This is a genomic window from Candidatus Bathyarchaeota archaeon (assembly GCA_026014725.1).
Taxonomy (GTDB): domain Archaea; phylum Thermoproteota; class Bathyarchaeia; order Bathyarchaeales; family Bathycorpusculaceae; genus Bathycorpusculum.
Genome location: JAOZHV010000046.1, coordinates 1 through 2,825, shown reverse-complemented (window position 1 = coordinate 2,825; position 2,825 = coordinate 1). Strand labels below are relative to the sequence as shown.

Here is a 2,825-nt window from a genome sequence, read left to right as displayed (position 1 = left end):
ATTTGGTACGCGCCTGAATCAGTCATCACTGCGCCATCGAACCCCAAGAACCTGTGCAATCCTTGCTCTAGGGGTGTGCTCTGGAAACGTTTCTTGAGGATGTACGCGTTGGTTATTATGGCTTCGAATCCAAAATCTTCCTTAAGTCTTTTAGGCGATACTGGTTGAACGTTGGGGTTAATGACTGGAAAAAGAAGCGGCGTTTCCACAGTGCAGCTCTTGGTTTTGAGTCTGCCGATTCTAGCAAGCAAGTCTTTCTCTTTAGTCTCAAAGCTCATAAATCAAACCTAAACAGAAAAGCTGAGCACACGTATAAAAGACATTAGTCGAAATAACCATAGAAGCTTGGCACAAAAGAAACAAGTACCTTCAGCAGTTATGTGGTTCTTTTTCTAGAATTGCTCTTGTGCTTCGTTATCGCGGCAAGCAGCAACATAGCCGTCAACAACATGGTTAACATGGGCGGCGGACTTGCCGTTTGAGGTTCCCTTGCTTCCCACAGGCTCGTACGGGTCATTTTCACAATATCCGCTTTTTCCACAATGATGCCTCCCGTTTTAGAGGCGAATTTGTGAACACGGCAGAGTTCAATGAGCACACCTGTTTTCTTGTCGAAATAGCAGTCACCCCAATCGTCAGTGGTGTTCCATGAAACGTGATTTATTTCCCGCTTCCCAGTGGGATAAACCATGGTGAACGTATCGTTTATTGTTAGCTTAACTGCCGGAAGCGGGTCACCCACATTGAGGTTGGCTGCACAAAGAGGCACCCCTTTTTCTGTGAAGTTGCTTGGGTTGCCGGGAGCCAAGTCTGTTCTGAATTCAAACATGGTTTCAGTTCCATCCCTGAAACGCAGCGTGTAAACCTGATGAACAACCGAGCCAGACAATCCTGCAAATTCTACCCGAACCCATTCAGTATTGTTTCGTTCAAACGTAGGCACCTCAACTACAACGTTAGGGTCGCTCGAAGAGTAAACTCCGTGCATTTCGTAATAGACGAAATCACCGATGGCGACGCCTGCAGCCCACATTTCAGCCGAAACTGCCTCTACCAATGAAAGGCAAAATAGCCCCAGTAATAACCCGCCGAAAAGTAGCATTTCTCTTGCGCTATTTTTTCTTTCTGATTTATACATGTCGTTCCCTCTCCCAAGGTGGCGCTTCGCCAAAAAAAGGAGGGAAGAGAGCTGTACTGTATCTGCTAAGCTGTTTAACGTCTTTTGAAGACCAATGCAACCAACGCCATTGTGCTGACATATGCAGAAAGCGCCATTTCCGCTGTCGGTGACGCTAATAGCTTCTGCGTCACACCAGACGTACCAAGCAGTAAAAAGGGCAAACTGCCGTCTGCCACGTCAGAGACAGGTTCATAGGAAGTTGCCCCAAGCTGAAACTTTTGGACACGGTGATTACCTGTGTCTGCCACGTAGATGTTACCTGCGCTATCAACAGCGACTCCCTTAGGAGTGCAGAATTGGCCCTCACCAGCGCCTTCACTACCCCAAGAGGATATGAATTCACCTCTGCTGGTGAACTTTTGTATGCGGTGGTTATAATAATCAGCTACGTAAATGTTTCCTGCGCTGTCAACTGCAACACCCTTCGGGTTTCGGAATTGTCCATCATCGCTGCCGTACGTACCCCATTGCGTTATGTGCTCGCCGTTGCCTGTGAATTTTTGCACGCGGTGGTTATAATAATCAGCCACATAGATGTTTCCTAAGTCGTCAACTACCATACCGTGAGGATATTTAAACTCTCCAGCTTTTTCTCCGTAACTGCCCCACGAAGCTAAAAAGCTGCCAGTTTCAGTGAATTTCTGAACGCGGTGATTGCCTGCGTCTGCCACGTAAATATTCCCTTTGCCATCCACAGTAACATCGTAAGGGTACTTGAATTGTCCCTTGCCATCGCCATAATTGCCCCATGCCTGTAGAAAAGCACCCTGGCTGGTGAATTTTTGAATCCGATGATTTCCTGCATCCGCTATGTAAACGTTTCCTGCAGCATCAACAGCGATACCCATCGTGTAGTTGAATTGTCCATCATTATTGCCGCGGTCGCCCCAAGACCCTGCGAAGGCGCCTGTACTGGTGAATTTCTGAACGCGGTGATTGTACGTGTCAGCTACATAGATGATTCCTGAAGCGTCAACGGTAACGTCATAAGGATTATCGAATTCACCGTTATCTGAGCCATAGCTGCCCCAACATAGTTTACAGGCGTATGCAACTGCAGTTGGTTTGGCGATGCTGTTTGTAGCAAGCAGTGTTAACACTAAGACTATACTAATTGCAATGACTATCGTGGACCATGCAAGCAGGTTTTCTCGCAGTTGTTTGCGATTCTTTGAATTATCGTTAGGCGAAAAACTCATTTTTCACATCTCGCCTCCTTAAGAGCGGTTAATTTAGGTCTTTTTAGGGATAAAAGGGTTATTGTTAAGGTTTCTTGACTAAACAGGCTCGTATAAGCGTTTTTTAGTCAAGAAATCTTGACTAACCTGCTCTTTCGTAGTCAAGGTTTCTTGACCAAATATGGATTTAACATTCGCTATCCAATTTCGCGGAGAATGCGGCTGATTGCCGAGATTTTCGAAGGTGGCAGCCAATGAGGCACAGCAGTGTTTTAATACGTATTCTGCCTAAGAGGGACATAGGTAGGTACGCGTGTGCACGGAGTATGGCTTGTTCATCTTTGGAGTGGCTTTCTTCAGCGGCATGTCCGCGTTAATTCTCAAGCGAGCACGACAACAGAGGAAAAAGACGGTTTAAAAAGTGATAGCTGCTAGTCTATTCTCTGGAGGCAAGGAATCCGTCTATT

3 protein-coding genes are annotated in these 2,825 nt (G+C 46.3%); all 3 read right to left on the bottom strand.

The annotated features are described in order from the left end of the window. Window positions 1-278: tRNA-guanine transglycosylase (locus NWE95_09545; protein ID MCW4004139.1), on the bottom strand; the 278-nt coding region annotated here is incomplete at its 3' end. Between the two features lie 98 nt (window positions 279-376). Then, window positions 377-1,138 carry a hypothetical protein gene (locus NWE95_09540; GenBank protein ID MCW4004138.1) on the bottom strand — a complete coding sequence of 254 codons (762 nt, stop codon included), beginning with the start codon at window positions 1,136-1,138 and terminating at the stop codon, window positions 377-379. 74 nt (window positions 1,139-1,212) lie between these two features. Continuing rightward, entirely contained in the window at window positions 1,213-2,379 is a 1,167-nt protein-coding gene (locus NWE95_09535) for a 6-bladed beta-propeller (GenBank protein MCW4004137.1), read from the bottom strand. Between the last annotated feature and the right edge of the window lie 446 nt (window positions 2,380-2,825).